The sequence below is a fragment of the Acidisoma sp. 7E03 genome, from assembly GCF_054665075.1.
This window is the reverse complement of record NZ_BAAFHE010000005.1, coordinates 167,194-190,513: the sequence shown is the minus strand read 5'-3', so window position 1 is coordinate 190,513 and position 23,320 is coordinate 167,194. Positions and strand designations below refer to the sequence as shown.

At 66.2% G+C, this 23,320-nt stretch carries 22 protein-coding genes; 10 read left to right on the top strand and 12 right to left on the bottom strand.

Annotation, left to right across the window (positions count from 1 at the left end; translation table 11 throughout):
* Positions 1 to 146 precede the first annotated feature (146 nt).
* The 3 genes from ACYQ6W_RS09815 to ACYQ6W_RS09805 are packed head-to-tail and all read left to right on the top strand — an operon-like array spanning position 147 to position 3,159.
* Entirely contained in the window at positions 147 to 1,373 is a 1,227-nt protein-coding gene (locus ACYQ6W_RS09815) for an ROK family protein (RefSeq protein WP_459675039.1), read from the top strand.
* 32 nt (positions 1,374 to 1,405) lie between these two features.
* Positions 1,406 to 2,497 carry a Gfo/Idh/MocA family protein gene (locus tag ACYQ6W_RS09810; RefSeq protein WP_459675038.1) on the top strand — a complete coding sequence of 364 codons (1,092 nt, stop codon included), beginning with the start codon at positions 1,406 to 1,408 and terminating at the stop codon, positions 2,495 to 2,497.
* Positions 2,498 to 2,511: 14 nt separating this feature from the next.
* Positions 2,512 to 3,159: a ThuA domain-containing protein gene (locus ACYQ6W_RS09805; RefSeq protein ID WP_459675037.1), complete on the top strand. Its 648-nt coding sequence runs from the start codon at positions 2,512 to 2,514 to the stop codon at positions 3,157 to 3,159.
* Here ACYQ6W_RS09805 and ACYQ6W_RS09800 read toward each other — a convergent pair.
* From ACYQ6W_RS09800 to ACYQ6W_RS09785, 4 genes are read right to left on the bottom strand one after another with little or no spacing between them, the layout of a single operon-like run.
* A complete protein-coding gene (locus ACYQ6W_RS09800) occupies positions 3,156 to 4,571 on the bottom strand; it encodes a purine-cytosine permease family protein (protein WP_459675035.1) in 1,416 nt (471 codons plus the stop codon). The two genes, ACYQ6W_RS09805 and ACYQ6W_RS09800, sit on opposite strands and share 4 nt — an antisense overlap.
* Positions 4,564 to 5,349, bottom strand: coding sequence for a hypothetical protein (locus tag ACYQ6W_RS09795; RefSeq protein WP_459675034.1), 786 nt, complete (start codon positions 5,347 to 5,349; stop codon positions 4,564 to 4,566). The genes ACYQ6W_RS09800 and ACYQ6W_RS09795 overlap by 8 nt, the downstream gene beginning before the upstream one ends.
* Positions 5,346 to 6,014 carry a hypothetical protein gene (locus ACYQ6W_RS09790; protein ID WP_459675033.1) on the bottom strand — a complete coding sequence of 223 codons (669 nt, stop codon included), beginning with the start codon at positions 6,012 to 6,014 and terminating at the stop codon, positions 5,346 to 5,348. Before ACYQ6W_RS09790 ends, ACYQ6W_RS09795 begins: the two co-directional genes overlap by 4 nt.
* Positions 6,014 to 6,919, bottom strand: coding sequence for a tyrosine-type recombinase/integrase (locus ACYQ6W_RS09785; protein ID WP_459675031.1), 906 nt, complete (start codon positions 6,917 to 6,919; stop codon positions 6,014 to 6,016). Before ACYQ6W_RS09785 ends, ACYQ6W_RS09790 begins: the two co-directional genes overlap by 1 nt.
* Positions 6,920 to 7,122: 203 nt before the next feature.
* On the opposite strand from ACYQ6W_RS09785, the gene ACYQ6W_RS09780 reads away from it, so the two are divergent.
* From ACYQ6W_RS09780 to ACYQ6W_RS09770, 3 genes are all read left to right on the top strand, one after another.
* The gene (locus ACYQ6W_RS09780; RefSeq protein ID WP_459675030.1) at positions 7,123 to 7,488 is read left to right on the top strand and encodes an MbcA/ParS/Xre antitoxin family protein; all 366 of its coding nucleotides are present in this window, start codon (positions 7,123 to 7,125) and stop codon (positions 7,486 to 7,488) included.
* On the top strand, positions 7,485 to 8,009 hold the full coding sequence (locus ACYQ6W_RS09775; RefSeq protein ID WP_459675029.1) for an RES family NAD+ phosphorylase: 525 nt from the start codon (positions 7,485 to 7,487) through the stop codon (positions 8,007 to 8,009). Before ACYQ6W_RS09780 ends, ACYQ6W_RS09775 begins: the two co-directional genes overlap by 4 nt.
* A gap of 294 nt (positions 8,010 to 8,303) precedes the next feature.
* Complete coding sequence (locus tag ACYQ6W_RS09770; protein ID WP_459675028.1) at positions 8,304 to 9,248, top strand: replication protein RepA; 945 nt, start codon at positions 8,304 to 8,306, stop codon at positions 9,246 to 9,248.
* Positions 9,249 to 9,438: 190 nt separating this feature from the next.
* On the opposite strand, the gene repB is transcribed toward ACYQ6W_RS09770, so the two are convergent.
* From repB to ACYQ6W_RS09750, 4 genes are all read right to left on the bottom strand, one after another.
* Positions 9,439 to 10,515, bottom strand: coding sequence for a plasmid partitioning protein RepB (gene repB, locus ACYQ6W_RS09765; protein WP_459675027.1), 1,077 nt, complete (start codon positions 10,513 to 10,515; stop codon positions 9,439 to 9,441).
* Positions 10,515 to 11,744 (bottom strand): plasmid partitioning protein RepA, encoded by a 1,230-nt coding sequence (repA, locus tag ACYQ6W_RS09760; protein ID WP_459675026.1) that lies wholly within the window; start codon positions 11,742 to 11,744, stop codon positions 10,515 to 10,517. The genes repB and repA overlap by 1 nt, the downstream gene beginning before the upstream one ends.
* 219 nt (positions 11,745 to 11,963) lie before the next feature.
* Positions 11,964 to 12,239 (bottom strand): WGR domain-containing protein, encoded by a 276-nt coding sequence (locus tag ACYQ6W_RS09755; protein WP_459675025.1) that lies wholly within the window; start codon positions 12,237 to 12,239, stop codon positions 11,964 to 11,966.
* Between the two features lie 689 nt (positions 12,240 to 12,928).
* Positions 12,929 to 13,720 carry an IclR family transcriptional regulator gene (locus ACYQ6W_RS09750; protein ID WP_459675024.1) on the bottom strand — a complete coding sequence of 264 codons (792 nt, stop codon included), beginning with the start codon at positions 13,718 to 13,720 and terminating at the stop codon, positions 12,929 to 12,931.
* 194 nt (positions 13,721 to 13,914) lie between these two features.
* On the opposite strand from ACYQ6W_RS09750, the gene ACYQ6W_RS09745 reads away from it, so the two are divergent.
* The 4 genes from ACYQ6W_RS09745 (at position 13,915) to ACYQ6W_RS09730 (ending at position 17,892) form a co-directional block, all read left to right on the top strand.
* A complete protein-coding gene (locus ACYQ6W_RS09745) occupies positions 13,915 to 14,676 on the top strand; it encodes an SDR family oxidoreductase (protein ID WP_459675022.1) in 762 nt (253 codons plus the stop codon).
* A 72-nt stretch (positions 14,677 to 14,748) separates the two neighbouring features.
* Positions 14,749 to 16,128, top strand: coding sequence for an ABC transporter substrate-binding protein (locus tag ACYQ6W_RS09740; protein WP_459675020.1), 1,380 nt, complete (start codon positions 14,749 to 14,751; stop codon positions 16,126 to 16,128).
* Positions 16,121 to 17,074, top strand: a complete 954-nt coding sequence (locus ACYQ6W_RS09735) for a carbohydrate ABC transporter permease (protein WP_459675019.1) — start codon at positions 16,121 to 16,123, stop codon at positions 17,072 to 17,074. Before ACYQ6W_RS09740 ends, ACYQ6W_RS09735 begins: the two co-directional genes overlap by 8 nt.
* On the top strand, positions 17,071 to 17,892 hold the full coding sequence (locus ACYQ6W_RS09730) for a carbohydrate ABC transporter permease (RefSeq protein ID WP_459675017.1): 822 nt from the start codon (positions 17,071 to 17,073) through the stop codon (positions 17,890 to 17,892). The genes ACYQ6W_RS09735 and ACYQ6W_RS09730 overlap by 4 nt, the downstream gene beginning before the upstream one ends.
* A 103-nt stretch (positions 17,893 to 17,995) precedes the next feature.
* Here the strand turns inward: ACYQ6W_RS09730 and ACYQ6W_RS09725 are convergent, their stop codons facing one another.
* From ACYQ6W_RS09725 to ACYQ6W_RS09710, 4 genes are all read right to left on the bottom strand, one after another.
* Positions 17,996 to 18,466: a metallophosphoesterase family protein gene (locus ACYQ6W_RS09725; protein ID WP_459675016.1), complete on the bottom strand. Its 471-nt coding sequence runs from the start codon at positions 18,464 to 18,466 to the stop codon at positions 17,996 to 17,998.
* Positions 18,467 to 18,470: 4 nt separating this feature from the next.
* Positions 18,471 to 19,553 carry a DNA polymerase IV gene (dinB, locus tag ACYQ6W_RS09720; protein WP_459675015.1) on the bottom strand — a complete coding sequence of 361 codons (1,083 nt, stop codon included), beginning with the start codon at positions 19,551 to 19,553 and terminating at the stop codon, positions 18,471 to 18,473.
* 132 nt (positions 19,554 to 19,685) lie between these two features.
* Positions 19,686 to 21,941: a DUF1989 domain-containing protein gene (locus ACYQ6W_RS09715; protein WP_459675014.1), complete on the bottom strand. Its 2,256-nt coding sequence runs from the start codon at positions 21,939 to 21,941 to the stop codon at positions 19,686 to 19,688.
* 6 nt (positions 21,942 to 21,947) lie between these two features.
* Entirely contained in the window at positions 21,948 to 23,297 is a 1,350-nt protein-coding gene (locus ACYQ6W_RS09710) for an NAD(P)-binding domain-containing protein (RefSeq protein ID WP_459675013.1), read from the bottom strand.
* Positions 23,298 to 23,320 lie beyond the last annotated feature (23 nt).

Below are 23,320 nucleotides of genomic sequence, written 5' to 3'. Positions count from 1 at the left end.
GCGCCCTGGGCGCTCTTATTTTGTGACGCGTATTAATTCTGCCGAGCACAGCCCCCTCGTGTCAAGCAGCGAAGCGTTCTTCGCGCATGCATCAACGTTTCTGTCGTTGACAGGCTTTGCCGCCCCGGCACTTAATGCGGACCACGATGAAAACCGCCGATCCAGAGTTGATGCGCGCCATCAATCGCTTCCACGTGATGGATGCCATCCGTCGCGAAGGGCCGATCGCGCGCGTGGAACTCTCCGACCGCACCCAGCTCAGCCCCACCACCGTCTCGGCCATCACCGCCGCCCTGCTGGATGACGGGCTGATCGTGCCGCGCGCGGTCGGCACGCTCCGCGCCTCCCCGAACGAAGCGCGCGGGCGCCCGCGTGTGCTGCTGGAACTCAATCCGCGCGCCGCCTTCGTCGTCGGCGCCAAGCTCGCGCCCGATCACGTCACCGTCGCCACCACCGATTTCTGTGCGGAGACGCTGGCGAGCCTGACCATGCCCATCCGCATCAGCCGCCAGCCCGTCTCCGTCATTGCCGATCTCCTGGAGGACGGCGTGCATCGCTGCATCGCCGATGCCGGGCTCGCCATCGAGCGCATCGCCGGTCTCTGCGTCGGCCTGCCCGGGCGCGTTGAACGCGCAACGGGCCTTTGCCAGGCGAGCCCCATCTTCAGCGAGAGCAACGTGCCCTTCGCCGCCCATCTGCAGGAACGGCTCGGCATCGGCACCATCATCGAGAGCAACGTCAACCTCGTCACCATGGCGGAAAACTGGTTCGGCGATGCCCGCGGGGTGGAGGATTTCCTCGTCGTCAGCCTGGAGCACGCGCTTGGCCTCGGCATCATGTATCGGGGTGATCTCTTTCGCGGCGCCCAAGGTCTCGGGCCGGATCTCGACGGGCTGATCCTGGCCCCTGCCACCGGCGGCGGGGCGCCGCAGCGGCTCCAGGCCGTCGCCTCGGAAGCCGCCATCCTCGCGGAAGCCGAGACGCTGCTCACCACCGCTGGCCATCGCGCCGCCTTCCGCGCCGGCCGTGGCATGGCCGTGGTCGCCGCCGCGGCCGAAGCGGGGGAGCCGCGCATCCTCGCCCTTCTGCAGCGCGCGGGGGAGGCTCTGGGCTTCGCCATCGCCAATCTCGTGCAGCTCTTCGCCCCGCGCATGGTGGTGCTGGCCGGCGAAGCCATCGCAAGCGCGCCGGCGCTGCTCGAAGCCGTGCGCAGCCGCCTCGCGGAGCTGCTGCCTGCGGCCTATCAGCCCCTGCCCGAACTCGTCGTGCATCGCTGGAGCGAGGATTCCTGGGCGCGCGGCGCCGCCGCCCTCACCTTGCGCGATCTCTACGGCGCCCCTTGGAACACCACAGGCCCGGCAAGACCCGGCTGACGCCGGCCACGCGGGGAGGAAAGAACAAGACCATGACAGAGCAAATCGGTATCGGCATCATCGGCTGCGGCACCATCAGCGCAGCCTATCTCAAGGCGGCCTCGGCCTTTCCCATTCTCGCCATCCGCGGCCTCGCCGATCTGCGCATGGAGGCGGCGGAAGCGCGCGCCGCGGAATTTGGCCTCCGCGCCATGACCGTCGAGGCGCTGCTGGCCGATCCCGCCATCGACATCGTCGTCAACCTCACCATCCCGGCCGCCCATGTCGAGGTCGGCCTGCGCGCCCTCGCCGCCAGCAAGCACGTCCATTCCGAAAAGCCGCTCGCCATCACCACCGCGGATGCGCAGCGTCTTCTCGCAGCGGCGGAAGCCAAAGGGCTGCGTGTCGGCTGCGCGCCGGATACCTTCCTCGGCGGCGCGCATCAAACCTGCCGCGCCCTGGTGGATGCAGGCGCCATCGGCGCCCCCGTCGCCGGCACCGCCTTCTTCCTCTGCCCCGGCCATGAGCGCTGGCACCCGGCGCCCGCCTTCTACTACGCCGAAGGCGGCGGCCCCATGCTCGACATGGGCCCCTACTACATCACCGATCTCGTCAACCTGCTCGGCCCGGTCGCGCGCGTCGCGGGCGTCGCCACCATGCCACGGGAAACTCGCACCATCACCAGCAGCCCGCTCGCGGGCACCGCCATCCCGGTCAGCGTGCCCACGCACGTCGCCGGCACGTTGCACTTCGTCTCGGGCGCCGTCATCTCCATCGCCATGAGCTTCGACGTGCCGAAGCACCGTCATCTGCCGCTGGAACTCTACGGCACGGCGGGGGCGATGATCGTGCCCGATCCGAATTTCTTCGGTGGGGACATCGAAGTCGCCAAGACCGGTGAGGACTGGGAGAAGGTCAAGACACGGCACGCCTATGCGGACGGGAACTACCGCATCCTCGGCGTCGCCGACATGGCCCAGGCCATCCGCGAAGGCCGGCCGCACCGGGCCAGCGGCGCGCTCGCCTATCACGTGCTCGAAGTCATGGAAGCCTTCACCCGCTCCTCGGACAGCGGGGGCTTCGTCACCATCGAAAGCCGGCCGGACCGGCCCATGCCGATGCCGGAACACGGTTTCTCATCTTGAAAGGACAGAAGACGATGCGTGAAGCTCTGATCGTCTGGGGCGGCTGGGCCGGGCATGAGCCTGAGCAGGGCGCCCATATCGTGAGTGAGATGCTGCGCGAGGCCGGGTTCACCACCTATCTCGAAAACACGACGGAAGCCTTCGCCGATCCGGCCATCGCCGAACTCAGCCTCATCGTGCCGATCTTCACCATGTCGAAGATCGAGAAGGAGGAGTTGGACAATCTCACCCGCGCCGTGGAAGGGGGCGTCGGCCTCGCCGGCTATCATGGCGGCATGGGCGATGCCTTTCGCGAGGCGGTGGAATACCAGTTCATGGTGGGCGGCCAGTGGGTCGCCCATCCCGGCAACGTCATCGACTATACGGTCGACATCACCAAGCCGGAGGACCCGGTGATGCAGGGCCTGCCGCGCCAGTTCCCCTATCGCTCCGAGCAGTATTACATGCATGTCGACCCGTCGAACGAGGTGCTCGCAACCACTACCTTCAGTGGCGAGCACGCGGCCTGGATCGAGGGCGTGGTGATGCCGGTGGTGTGGAAGCGGCGGCATGGCCGCGGTCGCGTCTTCTATTCCTCCCTCGGGCATGTCGCGCAGGAATTCGCGGTGCCCGAGATGCGCGAAATCCTGCGCCGCGGCATGCTGTGGGCGGCGCGGGACTAAGGGCGGCCCGGCCGCCGGTCGAGTGCGAGGTAGAGCGCGCCGCCCAGCACCGCCGCGCTGACGAAGGAGAGGTCCACGCCATGCGCGAGATGGGCCAGGGGCCCGGCGAAGAAGGCGGTGTCTGAGAACAGCAGGCCAACCACGATGGCCGCGAGCCAGGAGAGCACGGCGGCCGGGTTGAAGCCACCGGCATACCAGTAGCGCCCGCGCGGCCCGCGGCTCTCGAAGGCTTGCAGGTCGGACACTGCGAAGCGCCGCCCGTGGCGGAGATAACCTATGACGTTGATGATGCTCCAAGGCGTCACCAGCACAGTGACGATGGAGCAGAGTGCGAGAATGGCGCTCGCCGCGTTGAAGACGATGAGGCCGAGATAGGCGAGGACGAGGCCCACCAGGCTGAAGATGATGCCGACCTGAATGCGGGTAAGCCGCCACAGCACCGCCTGCAGGTCCAGCATGCCGTTATAGACCACCATGCCGCCATTCGCGGCATTGCCGATGAAGCCGATGAGGACCAGCGGCAGGATCAGCGCATGCGGCAGATGCAGCAGCATCTGCGCCGTCGGGTCGAAGGGATCGCTCACCGCAAAGCCGATCACCACGCCGCAGCCGCAGGCGATGAGGCAGCCCAGCACCATGCCCCAGAAGGGCCAGTGGAAGACGCGGCGGCTCGGCGTCGCGCTCGGGATGTAGCGCGCATAGTCCCCGGCAAAGGGCGCGTAGGAGATCGCATTCGCAATGGTCACCGTCACTGCCAGCGCCCAGCTCGGCCACCAGCCGCCCAAGACCAGCGGCGTGCCGTGCGGCGCCGCATGCGGCAGGCAGAAGCCGGTCAGCACCAGCAGGCCGAGAAGGCCCGACCAGGCGGCGAAACGCTCGCCGGCCACCAGGGTCGCATGGCCGAAGATGCCGAGACCGAGGACGACGACGGCGAGGAAGAGCAGCGCCACCGTCAGCGGCGTCTGCCCCGTCGGCAGGCCGAAGAGCAGATGGGCCGCCTGCACCAGCGGCGGTGCGCTGATCCATAGCACCATCGCGAAATAGCCGAGGTCGATCACCTGCGTGATGAAGGAGCCGACGTAGCGGCCGCGAATGCCGAAGAAGGCGCCGCTCGTCACGGTGCCGTTGGTCCCCGCGCGCGGACCCATCACCGCCATGGCAGCGACGAGCAGGGAACCGATCACCGTGCCCAGCAGAATGCTGGAGAGGGCACCGAACCAGCCAAGGCCGAAGGCGACCGGCAAGGCACCGATGACGATCGAGCCATAGGTCATCTGCGTGCCGAAAAAGACGAAGCCCATGTCGTGCGGCCGGGCGTGCCGTGCTGCCTCGGGAATGAAGCCGATGCCGCGCCGTTCGATCCGCCCGACCGCCTCTCCCTCCCGCAGTCGTTCGGCATTCGGCTCAGGCATCGGTCACTCCCTCTTCATCCATCCGCACGGGGTCTGGACGGGCGCGCGCCTGCAGCCGCATCGTGGTGCCCTCTTGCGAGAGGGTGACGCGGCCTTGTTTCGCGAGTTCCAGACCAGCGGCAAAGGTGCTGGTCCATCGCGACCGCGCGCGCAAGCCCCGGCCGGGTTCCGGCGGCGGCAGAAGATCGGGCAGAGGAAGCCCCCCGGGGGTCGCCTTCAGCCGCTGCAGAATGCGGGCAGCGGCGTCCGCGACGCTATGCAGCGGCGGGAGCTGCGGGCTGTAGACCGGCGCAGCCACGGTCTGGAAGCCCTCGAAAACCGCGATGCTGGCCCAGAGAAACTCGATGACGTCCGGCTCGGCGGCTGCGCCGGACCCTGCCTCGCCCAAACGCGCAGGCCACAGATCGCGGCCCAGCTGCGGCCGATTGTCCAGCCAGGCGGCGAGGCGGCGGGCTGCGTCGAGCGCCAAAAGCCGGTCGCGCAAGATCACGGCGTCCGCCTCTGCCGCGCGGCGCTCGTCGCTCTCCGCCGGGAGCAGCAGGCGCGCCCGCCATTCGACGATGCGCGCGGCCATGATCAGCCAGTCGGCCTTCTCAGGCAGCGGCACCGGCGCCTGCATGGCCTCCAGCAATTGCGTCACCAGCGCATGGACGGGCAGGTGCTCCAGCGCGCGTCCTTCCGTGCGAACGCGATCGAGCAGGAGGCCGAGCGGCCCGTCGAAATCGCCGACCGCGACATGCGGCCCCTGCCAGGCGGCTACCTCGCCGGCTTGGGTCATGCGTGGCTGGAGAAGAGGAGCATGGGCCAGCGCGCGCGGAGGGCGTCGAGCTTTAGCGCAGCGCCGCCGCGCGCCCAGAAGTCGTAGCCGATGCGCTCGGCGCGCTTTTGCTGCGGCCGAGCGGTCTCCGCGACAAGCGTCACCCGGCGGAGTTCCAACACGCCCCAATGGGCGAGGCACCAAGCGACGGCCTGATCATCACTCTGGCCCAAGGTCAGAACCGCCGCAGGCACGGGCAGCAGGCGATGAAGATCCAGCGGACAGACGACACGCGCGGCTGGCTGCGTCACTACCTCGGTCGAGACCCGCGCCTGATGCGCCAGCACGGCCTCGCGATAATGCCGGGCCAGGCGCCGGCACCCTTCGAGCGAGAGGTTTCGTCCCTCTGCCGGCACGCGCAGCGCGGTGTGAAAAACGTCCTCCTCCAGGCGCTCTGGGTCCATGCTCCAGGGCGTGATGCCGGGGCCCCGCGCCGCCTGTGCGAAAGCGTCTCGATCGGCGTGGGGGCCTTCGACGAACAGCCGGCCGTGCTGCCACGCGGTCGCCCCGTCAGCCGCGCGGGCTCGCCGGCGGCCGCGCGGCCGCGGCGAAGAGGGCCGTGGCACGGACGCCGTCTCCGCGGCATCCGGCGCCGGCGCCGGCGCCCAGGGAAAGCGAATCTCCATCACGCGGCCCCTAGGCCGGCAGCGCGCAGGCTGCGCCGGTCCTTATATCGGGTGTGGCGCATGATCTCGGCCTTGCCCAGGCCGCGCTCCTGCGCTTCGGCAACGAACCCGGCGCGCAGGGCATGCGCACTCAACCGTCGAGCCTCCTCGGCGTCGAAACCGGCAAGCGCCACCCGATGGTTCAGAATGCGGCGCACGGCGTCTGGATGCAGGCTGCCGCCGCCGATCCGCCCACTGCGGCTGATCGGCCGGAACAGCGCGCCGGCCGTGCGGCGGGCCAGGGCCTGCCAGGCGCGCCAGGCACGCACGGGGCAGAGCGCGTCCTCCTCGCTGCGCGGCAAAGCCACCGCCGCCGCCGCCGATGCGCCCTCCCCTCGTCCACGGATCTGCAGCACCAGGCCCCCGGGTTGCTCTACGACGTCCTCGACACGCAGGGCGACGATTTCGGAGCGGCGCAGCGCGCCGGCGAAGCCGAAGAGCAGCACGGCACGGTCACGCCGTCCCCGCGCGGTCTCATCGCAGGTCGCGAGCAGACGGTGCAGCAGCGCGCGGGTGAGCGGTGCGGCTTTGCCGGAGGGGGCGCGTGCCCGCAAAGCCGCATCCCGAAGGGCCGCGCGCAGGGCGGGATGGCGCGGGTCCCAGGGCAAGGCGTTGAATCTGTGCATCGTGCCGATCGCCGCGAGGCGTCGCCGAATGGTGCTCGCCGTATGGTCCGGCGCGAGATCTGCGAGATAAGCCGTGAGCGTGCGCATCGCTGCGGGAATGGGCGTGTGGCCATGGGCGCTGCACCAGGCGGCGAAATGGGCCCAATCGGCGCGATAGGCGCGTTGGGTTGCGCCGGCCAGAGCGGCGGACCGAGGCGCATCCTTGGCCTGGTGAGACTCGTCGATCGAAGAGCTCGGCATGCCGAAATTTCGCCGTGGACTATGAGGATGACAAGCGGAATTGCGTTAGGCGCGATAATTCTTATTGTATCGCTCGCTACCAATGAGGCGCTACGGTGCCAACGCCGCAGGCCCATCATCCCGATCCGCCATGGCGGCCTTGGCGTCCCGAGCACCCTGCCCTATATTCTGCCCCAGATTAGGGCAATATGTGAGGCACACCCGTGTCAGCGACCACCTTCATCCATGACACCGCCACGCCGGACGGCATGATCGCCGCTGACCGGCTGAGCTCCATGCTACACATCACGCGGGCGGAGCTTGCCGTCAGCCTGGGCCTGTCGCGCGATGCCATCGCCAAGGCCGCCCGGGTCTCCACCCCGTCCACCCAGGCGCGGCTGCGCGACATCGTCGAGATCCTCAACCGGGTCTGCCCCTGGGCCGGATCGCCTCAGCAAGCCTACGCTTGGTACCGCTCGCAGCCCCTGCCCTCCTTCGGGGATCAGACCGCGGAAGCCCTCGTCAAGGAAGGCCGCGCCGAGGCGGTGAAACGCTATCTCGATCGGATCGCGGTCGGCGGCTACGCGTGAGGTTTCGCGGCCAGGTCTTCCGCGCCCATCATCCGCGTTGGGCCTTCTCGCCGCTCTCCGGCGAGGGCGCGGCGCGCCATGGCGGCCGTTTCAACCCGCCGGGCATGCCGGCGCTCTACACCGCGCTCCGAATGCAGACGGCCTGGGCCGAGGCTCAGCAGGCCTTTCCCTTCAAGGCCCAGCCGATGACGCTTTGCGCCTATGAGGTGGACTGCGCGGAGGTCGCAGACCTCACCGATCCAACCCAGAGGACGGCGCTTGACGTGGGGCAGAGTGACCTCGCCTGCCCTTGGGAAGATCTCGCCTCCCGCCGCCTCATACCCCCCTCCTGGGCGCTTGCGAGGCGCCTGGCAGCTAAGGGTATCGCCGCCATCGTGGTGCCGAGCTTCGCCGCCGGCGCCACCGCCGCTGACGTCAACATGGTCTTCTGGCGCTGGGGGCCGGAGCTGCCGCACCGGGTGGTCGTCATCGACGACGAAGGCCGGCTGCCGCGGAACGACCGATCCTGGGAGCCTGCATGAGCGGTTCCGAGTCGAGTGAGCAGGACGCGCAAGGCGGCGGTGATTCGGCCATCCGCGGCGTGGACTTTACTGGGAGACGTCCCCAGCCCTGGGGTGGACTTTACTGGGCGGGGGCGTGGACTCTGCCGGTACGCCCGATTTCGGAAGACGAAGGGAATCAAAGCTCTAGGCGATTCCGTCCCGTGGACTTTGCTGGGCATAGTACAAGTATAAAAATCAAATAATCCAAACCAGTAGCTTGCCCCGCTAAAGTCCACGGTGACATTCGTCCCGTAATCGCTCAATCTGCATCGCATGGGGAAGGTGCACGACATTCTGGAGGCGAAAGGCAAGCAAGGCGCTTTGCTGGCCGACTTCGAACGCGTCGTGGTGGAAGCCGCCGCACAGTATCTGGGCGACGAAGAAAACAGCATAGGGTTTCTGTACTCCGGCTGGTGCCAGGCCGCCCTGCCCCACCGCAAATTGGCGAATGACGCAGGCTGGCAGATCGAAAGCGAGCGGATGGCTCTGGTGGTGGAGCCGGGCATGCGCCCGACCCCCAGCGGCCGCCCCGAAGCCGTCGGTGTTCCCTATGGCAGCCGTGCTCGACTGATCATGATCTATCTGCAAAGTGAGGCCATTCGCACCCAATCCCGCGAAATCTTGCTCGGCCGCTCGCTGCGGGAATGGCTGACGAAGATGGGGATTCCCGTCGGCGGCAAAAGTCTGAAGGACGTGCGGGACCAGTGCGAGCGCATCAGCCGCTGCCGCCTGAGCCTCACGATCCGCCAGGGCAGCCGCATCGGCATGACGAACCAGAACGTAGTCGATACCGCGATGTTCCTGGAAACAACCGAACCCGGCCAAGGCAGCCTTTTCGTCGAAACAGCGCGGCTCTCTGAGGGCTTCTACGAGCAGTTGCAGCGCCATCCGGTGCCGCTGCAGGACGCGGCTATCCGCGCAATCGCCAATAATTCCATGGCCTTGGATGTCTATGCCTGGCTCGCCTATCGGTTGCATTCGCTCGACAAACCGCGGCCGATCTCCTGGAAAGCCGTGAAGACCCAGTTCGGCGCCGGTTATGCGCGGATGGACCACTTCAAGATGAATTTCCGCCCCACCTTAGCCTTGGCGCTCGCCGTCTATCCGGATGCCCGGGTGGAAGAGGACGCGCATGGCGGGGGGCTGGTGCTCTACCCGTCGCGTCCGCCGGTGCCAAGCCGGCTGGTCGCCATCCCCGGACGGGGCGGCTCCCAGTAAAGTCCACGAGGCCGAGCAAGCCGCTCAGGCGGGGCTGACCCAAGGGTCAAGCCCCGTTTTTTGTGCTTGATAGGGTTGAAATCGCTGGTGTTTTCGGGGGGCTGAGCAAGCAGCTCCCAGTAAAGTCCACATGCACACGGCCGGCTGTACGAGCCGGCACCCAGTAAAGTCCACGGGATCTGACGGCCCGTCAGCGGCTCATCGAGAAGCCGAAATTCGGCTTTTTGCGGGGCCCGGCCTGGTATTCTTCGTAAAGCGCATCCAGCCGTTCCAGCAGAAAGGCGCCGAATTCGGGCGCCACAGCCCGGTCGATCGCGAGCGTGAAAGCCTGGGCGCTTTCGGTGACCATGGCGACGCGCTGGCCGTTGCGGGCGACCCAGGGATGCGGCTTGCTGCGCGGGCTGACTGTGGCGGCGCGCGTCAGATGCTGGAACAGCATCTCGAAGCGACGGTCGGAGGGGGCGGCAGTGAAGCGTTCGCTCTCCAGCAGCGGATCGACCGGCCGTTCCCGCACCCGTTCGACATAGGCCTTGGACAAGGCGAGCCAGCGATCTCGCCCGGCGGAGGGCGCCGGCCCCACCGCTTCCACGATGTCGGTCGGCAGACGGTTGACGACGGAGATGAGGCGCGAGAGCGTCGTTTTGTCGATGGAGAGCGCCTGCATGATCGTCTCCCGATCGTGCCCCGCCTCTTCCAGGGATTGGGCAAATCGCCCCCGCTCGATGAAGGAGAGATCGGCACGGGCGCTGTTCTCCTGGCCCTGGGCGATGACGAGGTCGCGGTCGGTCAGCGGCTTGACGACGGCGCGCACGGGGCGGCCGAGTTCGGTCGCGGCGGCCAGCCGGCGATGGCCGAAGGCCACTTGGTAGCGGCCCTTCACCTCGGGATGCGGTCGGACGAGGATCGGGCTTTCCTGGCCCTTTTCGGCGATGCTGTCACGGAGCGCCCGGTAGCTGTCGTCTTGCGGCTCCATGCGGTCGGCGATGGGTGACCGGTCGATGAGCGCCGTATCGATCTCGACGATCATCTCCCCTGAGGCGAGCTTCGCCTCGAGCGTCCGCGCCGCCTCCGCCCGGGCCGCCAGGTCGTCGATGGTGCGCGTCACCGCGCCGAAGGCGCCGCGGCTGGAGAAGGCGGAGGAGGGCGCGCGTGGAGCGGTGGGTGCAGAGGGAGGAGCGGCCGGCGCCGCTTCATGCGGCGCAGCCCCCTCCCCTTCCTCGGCCGGCTTCTTCTCGGTCAGGCTCGCCAACAGGTTCTTTCGTGCCATCAGGAGCGCCCCCAGGTTGCGTGAATGAGATCTTCGATCTCGCCATTGACCGCATCGAGCGATTCCATCGCGCGGTCGTAGGTCGCCGCGGTGAACTGCCGCCGCTCGACCTCGTAGAGTGTCTGCTTGGTGATGCCGGCGTCGGAGATGGCGACGCTCTTGAGCATGGGGTTGATCAGCACGTGCTGGCCGAAGAGGGACCGCAGGAAGCCCACCATCTGGGTCTGCGGCCCGTCCGACGGCTCGTAGCGCGTGACGAGATAGCGCAGCCAGTCAAAGCCCATGTTGCCCCCTGCCCGCTTCAGATGGCCGAGGAGATCGCCCATCATCAGCAGGAACTGGCACATGGACATCACGTCCAACATCTGCGGATGGACGGTGATGAGCACCGCGGTCGCCGTACAGAGGGCCGACATGGTGAGGTAGCCGAGCTGGGGTGGGCAATCGATGACGACGACGTCATAGTCGTCCGCCACCCCTTCGAGCGCGGCATTGAGGCGGGCGAAGAAGATGCTGTCCCCTGCCCCGCCGTTCCTGAGGGCGAGTTCCCGCGGCGTGTCGTATTCGAACTCCATCAGCTCGATGTTGCCGGGGACGATGTCGAGGCCGGGAAAGTTGGTTGGTTTGATGACCTCCCTGAGCGGGCGCCGCTGCTCGTCATAGCGGATGGCGCCATAGAGGGTTTCGTTCTCGCCAATGTCGAATTCGGGCTGGAAGCCGTGCAGCGAGGAGAGGCTCGCCTGCGGGTCGAGGTCGATCGCGAGCACGCGGTGGCCGCGCAGCGCCAGATGTTGCGCGAGGTGGGCCGCCGTCGTCGTCTTGCCGCTGCCACCCTTGAAGTTGACGACCGCGACGACCTGGAGGGCTTCACCGTCCCGCCGGTGGGGCACGTAGCGTTTGCTCGAGCGGCCATTGGCATCGAGATAATGCCGCAGATCCTGGATTTGCTCGGCGGTGTAAGAGCGGCGGCCGCCGGCGGTGACCATGGGGTCTGGCCCCTTGCCGTCCAGCGACAGGTTGCGGAGATAGCCGGGCTTGACGCCGAGGAGCTTCGCGGCTTCGCTCACCTGGAAGGGACGAAGCGTCTTGTGGGCGGCGGGCGGGAAGAGTTCCAGCCGGTGGGCCTGAAGCTTTTCCGAGAGATCGCGCGCATGGTGGCTGATGATCGCGTCGATGTCTTGGGTCAAAGAGCGGGCAGGGGTGGACTGCCGGGTATCTGCTTGGCTCATGCTTTGGAATCGCACATGCGGTTTAAACTCGAAATGGGGTTATAAGCGCATTTAACGAGCTACCTGCTTTCCCGCAATGATTTCCGCGATCCCAGGCAAAATCTCCACAATCAGAAACGGCCGGCAGAGCGGTTGACGGCTGTCAACTCGTCGCATTTCGGCCCTAATGGCGTGGGCGGATGAGCGGTGGTGGGTCCGGGTGCTACGAGTTGACAGCCGTCAACTCGTAGCAGCGTCGCCCTGATCTCGATGGTAGGGGCGGTAGCCCCGCCGAAGCTTCGCGGACAGAAGCCTCTGCAGTGCCGCCATCGCTGCGGCGCCATTGGGATATGGATCATGCCGCCGGCGACCATCGGTGCCGATTCGCCCCCACTGGCGCAGCAGCAGCACGTGGCCAAAGAGGTCGCTGGTGATCGCCAAGCGATAGAAGCGTCGCGCGTTCCGCTCGGGCGCGATGCGGCGCAGCGTCAAGCTCTGGTCCTGTGGCCCCGCCATGGCTCCCGCTCCGAGGCTGTCCTCTGCACTGCTCCGAGTCTACAGGCTTGCGGAAGAGGGGAGGGGAGTCCTTTGCGAATCCCGGCGATTCCTCCACCGCATGGCGCCGGTGCTGCAACCTGCCCGCGGAGTGGTGCGTGGCCCGAGGCTGTCCTGGCCTCCGATCAACGCGCCGTGCAGCGAGGCGGGGCTGGTGCGTGTGTGCTCCCCAACCTCCCCACGGGGCATGGAGGGAATACCCATCAGTCGGGCTGGTTCTCAGGGTGTCGCCAGTCTTGTCGCCCGAGGCCGGTTGGCGACCATGACCCGTCTCCTGCCAACTTCGTCATCGGCGTGCGGCCGGGATGCATCGTCGGCGCAACCGGAAGCCGAGGTCGCACTCTGGCGGGTCGCCGCGGTCTTTGCGCTGCTCGCCATGGGCCTCGTCGCCGCTGTCCCGTTGGACGCATCGCCCGGATGCGCGAACCGCGATGATCCGGGTGGGGAAGGAGAGGAGGGGAGGGAAGGGAAAGGGCTGCGCCGAATGATTTCGTCCGCGAGCGTCGTCACCGCATCCGCGCGCGGGGATGATCTGGATAGGTTTGCCAGCCGTCAGCGCCGGGTTTCAGGCCGTCCATCTTCTCTGCGTCAGGAGTTATCGCGCCTATCGTAATTACCGGCTGAGGTGCCCAGAAACCGTCGTCCGCCGCTCAATCCGCATGGTCCGGCGCCGCCGTCGGATCATCGATCATCTGCGCCAAGCGCCGGCCACCCTCGGCCAGAGCCCCCTCCCATCGCTGCCGCTCCTCCGGCGCCCGCCCGCGCGGCACGATCATGCAGAGGCAGCCGAGCGCCACATCGTCCCTGCCGCGCACGGGCACCGCCAGGCAATCCGCGAAATCATCCACCAGTCCGCTGGTGCTGAAGAAATTCATCCGGCGGGCCTCCGCCACTTCCCGGCAGAACTGCGCAATGTCCAGCCTCTCACCGTCCGGCAGCACGAAGTCCTCACGCGGGATGAAGGCTTTGATCGCGTCCTCGTCCAGGTGATCCACCAGGAGACGCCCGGACGCTGTCCAGGGAATGGGCATGTCCCGCCCTACATCCGAGCTGATTTTGAACAGCGCCCGCCCGGTCTTCATGTGCAGCACGGTGAACTTGTTGCCGTTGAGCGTGCAGAACTGGCTCGTCTGCCCCGTGGCTCTGGCGAGCGCCGCAACCGCCTGACCGGCCATCCGACTGACCCTGTGATTGTTCAGATAGTCGGCGCCGTAGAAATGCAGCGTCCGCCCGAAGAAGACGCGCGATTGATCATCATAGACCTCGAGCAAGCCAGCATCGAGCAGGCGGTTGACGAGATCGTACGTCGTCGACCGCGGTGCGTCGAGGCGCCGCGCCAATTCCCCGATCCGCAGCGGCTGACCGGCGAGATGGAGTGTCTTGAGCAGATCGAGCACGCGATCCACACCGCGGACCCGAGACCCTTCAGTCGAATTCGCCACGTCGAATATCCGAAATGTCGTTGCGCCGTTTTAGCGCTTATCGTAGGCTTGTCCAGTATACAGAACCACAGTCCAGTCTGTTGGACAATTCTTCGCCTAGCAGGGTCTCGACGGCGCAACGGCCTTTCATGGACCGATGCGGCGACGAACCATCTGCATCTTCCGTGCCATCCGCTTCTCGTCTGCAGGTGAACATGAAACGTCTCGCAGGAAAGGTTGCAATCGTCATCGGCGGTGCGCGCGGCATCGGCGCCGGCATCGTCACGCGATTTATCGAGGAAGGAGCTTCGGTCGTCATCGGCGATCGCGACGCGCGCTCTGCAGAGGCCTTCATCGCCAGCCTGGCGGCGCCGGGCACCGTCCGCTTCGTGCCGATGGACGTGATGTCGGCGGCGGACAACGCGCAGATTGCGCAGGTCGCCGAGAGCGCGTTCGGCCGGCTCGACATTCTCTGCCAGAACGCCGGGATCTATCCTTGGACGATGATCGAGGATGTCAGCGAGGAAGAGTGGGACCTTGTCCTCGACGTCAATCTGAAGGGGGCCTTTCTGGCGCTGCGCGCCTGCCTGCCCGCGATGAAGCGCCAAGGTGCGGGCCGCATGATCTTCACCTCCTCCATCACCGGTCCGCGCGTCAGCAGCCCCGGCCACAGCCACTACGCAGCCAGCAAGGCCGGCATCGTCGGCCTGATCCGCAGCGCCTGCATCGAGCTTGCGCCCTACGGCATCACCGTCAACGGCGTCGAACCCGGCAACATCCTCACCGACGAGATCAAGCGGTCGCGCTCGCAGGACTTCATCGCGGGCATGGAACGGTCTGTTCCCCTGGGCCGGTTGGGCACCCCCTCGGACGTCTCCAATGCCTGCCTCTATCTCGCGTCCGACGAGGCGAGCTACGTGACCGGCACCACCATCGTCGTCGATGGCGGGCAGATCACCTGCGAGAGCAAACCCTAGACCAGCATTCGCCGCGCCCGTCTCCCTATCGAGAAGAACCACCACCGACCATCGCAACAAGGAAAAAGGACGATGATCTCGGCTATCCTCCACCGGATCGGCGGGCGGCGGCTTCACCGCACCGCGCTTGCCCTGGGCAGCCTCCTCAGCCTTGGCGGTCATGCAGCGCTCGCACAGACGGCAAGCGCCGCCGACGCGCAGTCCGCGAAGCTCACCTTCTGGTTCTGGGGTGAGAGCGACGTGCCGGGAATCGACAAATGGCTGGCCGGCGCGGTGCAGAAGTATGAGGCGCTCAACCCCAAGGTCAGCCTGACCGTCGTCCCCCAATCCTCGGACACGCTGATCGGCGCGTTCCGCCTGGCGGCCCAGAGCAAGTCCGGCCCTGACATGGACACGCAATGGGCAACGCTGCCGACGCTCACGCCCTATTGGACGGGGGCGGCGGTGCCGATCTCGGACTATGTGCCGGCGAGCGAAACGGCGCAGTGGCTCAACACCAACGAGAACACGACGGGCGGCAAGATCATCGCGATGCCGCTCTATCTGATCGGCGTTCCGCTGGTCTGGAACAAGGATCTGTTCAAGCAGGCGGGCCTTGACCCGGACAAGGCACCCAGAACCTGGACCGAGTTCCTGGCGGATTGTGCCGCCCTGAAGGCCCATGGCATCACGCCCTTCGGCATGGGCAACAGCGACGGGTTCTTCGGCGCCTGGATGTTCGCGATCTACGCCAAGCAGCAGTTCGATTCGCTCGACCAGCTCAAATCCGCGATTGCCGGCACCGGCCCTTATACGATGGCCGACCTCGATGGGGTTCTGCGCAACCTCTACACCATGATGCAGGACTTCGTGGCCAAGGGCTATGTCAACTCCGACATCGCCTCCCTCAGCCTCACCCAGGGTTGGACCTTGTTCCCGCAGAAGAAGGTGGCGATGTCCTTCGCGACTGATGGCAACGTTCTCTCCTGGGAGCAGACGCTCGGCGCGAAGGCGATCGGTGTCGCCGCACCGCCGATCTGGGGCCATGGCAAGCTCGCCGACACCTACGACGTAACCCAATCCTCGGACGAGTTCATCACGAGCTGGTCGAAGAACAAGCAGGCGGCGGCGGACTTCCTTGCCTGGCTGCATCAGCCGGAAAACCTGAAGACGCTCTACAGCCAGACCAACGCCTTCCCAGCCGACAAGCGCTTCCCCGTATCGGAGATTTCCGATCCTCTCGCCAAGCAGCTCTACGCGTTGGACACGGCGCCAGTCTCAATCTGGCTCGAGAACTACCTTCCCCCGCAGATCGACAACAATGCGGACATTCCGGCCGGACAGCTGATCGCCTCCAAGGCTGGTACGCCGGATCAGGCGGTCGCGATCTGGGACCGCGTGATCAAGCAGTGGCGCTTGCAGCAGGTGCAGGAATTCCGCCAGTTCAAAGCCTGGGCCGGCACGCATGGCTGAGACGGACCATCTGGTCCTGCCGCGTCTCGGCAAGGACGGCGAAGCGACCCTTCGCCGTCTCCCAAGCGTTAAGTCGCGCCGCTTCCACCACCTCTGGGCCTATGGCTTCGTCCTGCCCGCCGTGCTGGCGCTGCTGGCGACCTTCGGCTATCCGCTGATCGCCGTGATTCGCTTCAGCTTTTATTCCGGCACGGTGGGGGACCTGACCTATGTCGGGACAGCCAATTATGAGGGCCTGTGGCAGGACCCGATTTTCATAGGCTCCCTGCTCAACAACCTGAAGCTCCTCGCCACCGTGCCGATCATGACAGTGCTCGCGCTGATCATCGCCCTGATTCTGAATGCCCAGGTGCGCGGCTGGCAGTTCTACAGGACGATCATCTTCCTGCCCTATATTCTGCCAGCAACCGCGATCGGCCTCGCCTTCAGCTTCCTGCTCGAGCAGCGCGGGGTTCTCAACACGCAGCTGCTGCACTGGCATCTGGGCTTCCTGGCCGCCGACTGGCTTGGCTCTGCGGTCAATGTGGTGCCCACGATCGGTGGCGTCATCATCTGGCAGCAGCTCGGCTTCGGCGTCGTCGTCTTCGCCGCCGCCCTCCTTGCCGTGCCGCAGGAACTGGTGGAGGCGGCGCGGATCGATGGCGCGAGCGGCTGGCAGATCCAATGGTCGATCCTGCTGCCGCAGATCCGGCGGGTGATCGAGTTCTTCATGATCGTCGAAGCGATCACCGTGCTCTCGGCGATCTTCACCTATGTCTACGTCCTGACCAAGGGCGGCCCCGCGGAAGCCTCCAGCGTGCTCGAATACTATATCTTCGAGAACGGATTTCAGAACGGTGCGATCGGCGTCGCTTCCGCCGCGGTCGTCGTCCTGCTCTGCCTCGCGAGCGTGCTGATCTTCGTCTATCTGCGCATGCGTGGCCAGGCGGCCGAGGGCCGGGCATGAGACACCGACTCCTCCCTGGTCTGCAGCAGCTCCTCCTGATTGGGCTGACGCTCGTCTCGGTCTATCCCCTGTGGTTCGTCCTGCAGACCGCGCTGAAGACGCAGCAATCCTATCTGCGCGACCCGACCGGACTGCCGAGCCCGCCGAGCCTGCGCGGATTCCTCGACGTTTTCGCGACCATGCCCTTCGGCCATTGGACTCTGAACAGCATGTTCGTGGCCGTGGTTGCCGTCGTGGCGGCAACCGCGATCGCGGTCTTTGCCGCCTATGCGATCGCTTTCGGCCGCTTCGTCGGAAAGCATACCTTCTTCAACGTCAACATCGCCCTGATGGCACTGCCGCCCGTGGCCCTGGTGGTGCCGCTGTTCACGGTGATGGTGCAACTTGGCCTCATCAACACCTTGCCGTCGGTGATGCTGGTCTATACCGGTCTGCTAATTCCGTTTTCGATCTTCTTCCTGACCAACTTCTTTCGCGAGCTGCCGCAGGAGCTGATCGAAGCGGCGACGATCGACGGCGCCTCGCATACGCGCATCCTGCTGCGGATCGTCATGCCGCTTTCGGTGGCGACCACCTTCACCCTGGTGATCGTCAATACCATCTGGGTGTGGAACGAGCTTCTCTTTGCGCTCGTCTTCCTGCAGGACGAGCGGCAGCGCACCGTCATGGCGGGACTGGCGCTGTATCAAGGCCGCTTCGCGACGAACGAGCCGATGATGATGGCGGGCGCGCTGCTCTCCATTCTGCCGCTTCTCGTTCTCTATCTCGCCAGCCAGAAGTTCTTCGTTCGCGGCATGACGGCGGGGATCGGCAAGTAAAAGGCCGGCAGGGGGGGCGCGTTCCGCCTTGGGTCGGCCTGAGGCAGACCAGCTGCCTCGGCCCCTTCCCGGCCGCCGAGCAGCCGAGACTCGACCGTCAGCGTCAAGAGGCGTCTCCGGTCAGTGCGGCGGTAATCGTGCCCCCATGGATGGTCAGCCGGCCGAGAGAGATCGGCAGCGAAAGGCGGCGCGGACCTGCGCTGCCCGGATTGACATAGAGCACGTCATCCTTTCGCCACTGGATCGGTTTGTGAGAGTGACCATAGACGACCACCTGAAAACCTGCCGCGGCCGGATCGATCGCGAGGGTGTCGATGTCATGCAGCACGTAGATCGCGGTGGTTGCTCCAAGCTTCAGCATCGCGGTTTCCGGAAAGGCACGCGCCCAGGGTGCCGTGTCGATGTTTCCGCGCACCACCGTGACGGGGGCCAGTTCACTCAACGAGGCGATGATCTCGGGGCGGCCGACATCTCCCGCATGGATGATGAAATCGCTTCCCTCGAGGTATGCGCGCGCCTGTGGGCGCAGCAGCCCGTGGGTGTCCGAGATCAAGCCCACCTTGATTGGGCGCACGACGCTAGCCTCCCGTCTGGCTGAACAGGCTGGCCTCTGCCGCCTCATGCCGCCCGAACTGGGAGAGGGTGACGCCCACCAGGCGAATGCCGGTTCTCAGCGGGTACAGGCTCCGGACGAGGGTGAGGCTATGGTCATGCAGACCCTCGCGCTCGATCACCGGGCTGCCGATCGTGCGGCTGCGGGTGCAGATCTGAAAGTCCTGCCATTTCACCTTCACGGTGACCGTTCTTCCCCGGGCGCCGGTTTTCTCGCACCAATCCCACACGTCATCCGCCATCCTCAACACGCCGCGTTCGATGGCCTCGGGATCTGTCAGATCCTTCTCGAACGTCGTCTCCGAGCCGGAGGATTTGCGTTCGCGATTGGCGACCACCGGCCGGCTGTCTTCGCCCCGGGCGATCTCGTAATACCAGGTGCCAGATCGCCCAAAGTGCTGGGCCAGAAAGGGCAGGGTCTTGGCGCGCAGGTCAGCCCCGGTGTTGATACCCAAGCGCGTCATCTTCGCGGCCGTGACGGGCCCGACGCCATGAAACTTGGCCACCGGCAGCGCCTCGACCCAACCGGGCCCCATCTCAGGCGTGACGACGAACTGGCCGTTCGGCTTGCGGTGGTCCGACGCGAGCTTGGCCAGGAACTTGTTGTAGGAAATGCCTGCCGATGCCGTGAGGCCCGTCTCCTCGAAAATGCGGCTGCGGATCTCCTTCGCCGTCAACCACGCGGATGGCAGGCGCTTCGTATTGGCCGTGACGTCCAGATAGGCCTCGTCCAGGGACAAGGGCTCGATCAGCGTCGTGTATTCGGCAAAAATGGCCTGGATCTGCCGAGAGACGGACCTGTAGACCTCGAACCGGGGGGGAACAAAAATCAGATCAGGGCATCGGCGCTTGGCAATGGCGGATGGCATGGCCGAGCGCACACCGAAGGCCCGGGCTTCGTAACTGGCGGCGGCCACGACCCCGCGCCGTTCCGCATGGCCGACGGCCAGCGGCCGCCCGCGCAGGGAGGGATCATCCCGCTGCTCGACCGAGGCGTAGAAGGCATCCATATCGATATGGATCACTTTCCGGATGGGCGTGCCGGCCATCTGGCCTTCGTAGCAGGGATGGAACAGAAAGGGAACTCAGCCCACGGAGTCTCTTGCGAACAGCTGCATCACCTGATGCCCCAGTGTCGCGATCCTGACGCGGCAGGATGAGCCCTGTCCGGAGACGGGCCTTCACGCGCGCACGCGCAGCTTCTGCGGATCGTAATGCGGGAAGGGCACGATGGTGGCGGAGAGGCGTTTGCGGTGCCCATCCAGCTTGCCAATCTCGACCGCCGCGCCCACCGCCGCCTGGGCGATGTCGAGGCGTGCGAGGGCGATGCTGTTCCCAAGCAGGGGAGAGCGTGTGGCACTGGTGACGATGCCGATCTGTGCCCGGCCGACAAACACCGGGTCCCCATGGGCGGCGGGCTCGTCACCCGCCAGCGTCAGCCCGACCAGCTTGCGCGCCGGCGCGGCGCGGCGGCGGTTGAGGGCCGCGCGGCCGACGTCTCCCTCCTTCTCCGCGACCGTGAAGCCGATGCCGGCCTCGAAGGGATCGGTCTGGTCGCAGAAATCATAACCCGCGAAGACGAGCCCGGCTTCGATGCGCAGCATGTCGAGCGCCTCCAGCCCGAGGGGCGCCAGGCCATGCGGCTGGCCGGCCTGCCAGATCGCATCCCATACCGCTTCGCCATCGCGCGGGTGGCACCAGATTTCGTAGCCGAGTTCCCCAGTATAGCCGGTACGCGAGACGAGGACGGGCCGGCCGGCAGAGCCGCCCAGGCGGCCGATGGTGAAGCGGAACCAGCCGAGATCCGCAAGCGACGGCTGATGCGGTGGGGTCCAGACGAGCGGGGCCAAAATTTCCCGGCTTTTCGGCCCCTGGACGGCAAGGTTATGCAGCTGGTCGGTGGAGGAGCGGACCCAGACGGCCAGGTCCCATTCGGCGGCCTTCTGGCGCAGCCATAGGCCCGTTGCGTCGTCCCCCACGACGAGGCGGAAATTAGCGGGCCCGAGGCGCAGGATGGTGCCGTCATCGATCATGCCGCCATGGTCATAGACCAGCGCGGTGTAGACGACCTGGCCGACCGCGAGCTTGGCGATGTTGCGCGTGGTGCAGCGCTGCAGCAGCTGCTCGGCATCGGGTCCGGTGATTTCGAATTTGCGGAGGGCCGAGAGATCCATCACCACCGCGGCCTCGCGGCAGGCCCAGTATTCGGCGATGGCGCCATAGGCCGGAAAGCGCGCCGGCAGCCAGAAGCCGCGGTATTCGGTGAAAGCCTGGGTGAGGGCGCTGGTGCGCGCGTGGAAGCCGGTTTCCCGCGTCAGCCGCGGCTCTGCATCGGGGGTCATGCGATAGGCCGATCCTTTGGGAAACGCCGCCGAACGATCATAGACCCTGACGTGGATATCCGTGGGCTGCCAGCCGTTGGCGGGGTCGATATCATCGGCGCAGGAGGAAGTGGCGCAGACGAGATCCGTCAGGGCACGCAGCAGAACGTAGTCTCCGGGCCTGGACCATGGTTCGTCCATGGTCAGCTGGTTCTGCGCATCAACCTGGGTGTTGTAGAAGAAATTGATCGCGGGCCAGCCCTTGCGCGGTGCGACGCCATAGGGCGCGAGGGCCGCGTTGAAGTTGTCCGAGCAATTGGCATGGCCGGGATAGCCGGCATCCTCGTAATATTTCGCGGTGCAGGCAAGGGCGAAGGTATCGTGCCGGCCCACCGTATCCTGGATGATCTCGACGAGCGGCCGCATCTCGGCATCGAAATACTTAGAATGCAGCCCCGGGCCCGGATAGGCCGCCCCCATCAGGGTGCGGGTGACGGTCGGATCGAGCCCGCGTTCCACGCCGCGCGCGAGATCGGCCGCTTCAAAGGCCAGAAAATCCGAACACTGTTTGCCTTCGACATCGATGATCTGGATGTAGTCGCCGGCGCGCACGGTGAAGGCGCGGGCGGTGGCGGCCGTGATCCGCAGGTCGAGCAGGGGAGGGGCAAGCGGCGCGGGCAGGGGCGGCGCATCCGCCGTCGGCCGCTCGATCTCGACGCGCAACTCGGTCGGAGGGTGCTGCGCGTCAGGCAGCATTGGCGCGCCCGGTGCGGCGACGACGACCTGGAGCGCCTGGGGTGCCACGTAGCGGAAGCCAGTGCCGGCCGCCCCCGTGCCATCCAGCACCTGCCAGCCGCGGGCGCTGCGGCCATCAGGTAGGCCATCCAGCAGAGCCGTGCTTCCCCCGGCGCCCGGCAGCCTCGTCTCGCCCAGCCGCGTGCCGAGCGTCGTCTCCGTCTCGAACGCGGGCGCGGGCAGGACGGGCGCATCCGGGCCGAGCAGGAAGAGTTCGGCGCGCTGCAAGCCTTCGACATCGATGATCCGCAGCGCATCGCCAGCTGCGAGCGCGAAGGCGGCTGCGCTGCCGCCGAAGACGGTGCTGCGCTGCGTGCGCATGGGCGGCTACTCAGCGGCCTTCGGCACGGCGAGGAAGGCTTCGAGGGAATCATCCAGGGCCTGCATCCAGACCGTGTGATGCTTGGGGGCCATGGTACCGGTGAGGGTGGAGGGATAGCTTTGATCCCGATAGGTCAAGATGCCTTCCACCTTGTGATGCTCCCATTCCTTGAAGAGCTTGGCGACGTGATCGACGTCGAGCGCCGGGTAATCCGTGGCGCTCAGCAGATCCCGCACATACTCCGTCTGGAAGTCAATCGCCTCGAAGGGATCGGCGACCGTCTCTTCCCGAGCGCGCCAGGCCTGGATGTCCGCGGCAATGGCCGGGGCATCGGGCAGGGTGATGCGGCCCATGATCACGTCGCGCGCCAACCAGGCTTGGGCATCGAACATGTTGAAGGTGTAGTACTGGTCCTGCATGCCGAGATAGATGAGCTTCGGATTGTCCTGCCAGATCACGCCTTTGTAGAGGTGCAACGGATAGAGGCGGTTGTTGGTCGAAAGCCGCAGGCCGTCCGGCAGGAACGGGAAGTAGTGCTTGTAGCCGGTGCAGAGGACGATGGCGTCCACCTCTCGGCTCGTGCCGTCCTTGAAGGTCACGGTCCGGCCGCTGACCTTGGTGAGCAGCGGGACTTCGGCGAAGCCTTCCGGCCAGTCGAAGCCCATGGGCTTGGTGCGGTAGCTGAAGGTGATGGATCTGGCGCCGTATTTGTAGCACTGCACGCCGATGTCCTCGGCCGAGTAGCTGCTGCCGACAAGCAGGAGATCCTTGCCCTTGAATTCGTCCGCGCTGCGGAAATCATGCGCATGCAGGACGCGGCCGGGGAAGGTTTCGATGCCGTCGAAGGCGGGCACGTTCGGGGTGGAGAAATGCCCTGACGCCACCACCACGTAATCGAACCGGCTGCTCGAGGTGGTGTCAGCCAAGAGATCATGCACCGTGACGGTGAACTGGCCGCTCTCTACATCAAACTGCACATCGCGCACGGTGTGACAGAACTTGATGTATTTCCGCACGCCGCTGCGCTCCACGCGGCCTGCGATGTAATCATGCAGCACGGCGCGGGGCGGGTAGGAGGGGATGGGGCGGCCGAAATGCTCTTCGAAGGAGTAGTCGGCGAATTCCAGGCATTCCTTCGGGCCGTTGGACCAAAGATAGCGATACATGCTGCTGTGGACCGGCTCGCCATTAGCATCGAGGCCGGTGCGCCAGGTGTAGTTCCACTGGCCGCCCCAATTGTCCTGCCGCTCGTAGCAGACGAGCTCCGGGATCTCGGCCCCGGCGCGACGCGCCGATTCGAAGGCGCGTAGCTGGGCCAATCCGCTCGGGCCGGCACCGATGATGGCAATCCGCATAGCCTGTTCCTCAAGTCCAGAAA